1 pseudogene is annotated in these 221 nt (G+C 48.4%); it reads left to right on the top strand.

The window, feature by feature from the left end:
* Positions 1–221: pseudogene (locus KKC1_RS16370) on the top strand (IS110 family transposase); the annotation flags it as partial.

The following is a 221-nucleotide window of genomic DNA, read 5'->3' as shown; positions in this document are numbered from 1 at the left end:
AACCAGCTTCAGGCGCTTCTGGATGAATACTTTCCCGAATTTAGAGAAGTTTTCAAGAACCTGTTGGGGAAAGCAGCCCAGTGGGTACTAAGACATTGTCCTTTCCTGCCGTATATACTTGCCTGGAGCGTAGAGGAACTGGCTAAGCAACTCAAAGGAGCAACCAATAACCGGGTAGGTTTGAGACGTGCCGGAATACTCAAGGAAGCAGCGGAAAACTC

This window comes from Calderihabitans maritimus (genome assembly GCF_002207765.1).
Classification (GTDB): Bacteria; Bacillota; KKC1; order Calderihabitantales; family Calderihabitantaceae; genus Calderihabitans; species Calderihabitans maritimus.
This window is presented reverse-complemented; position numbering and strand designations above follow the sequence as displayed.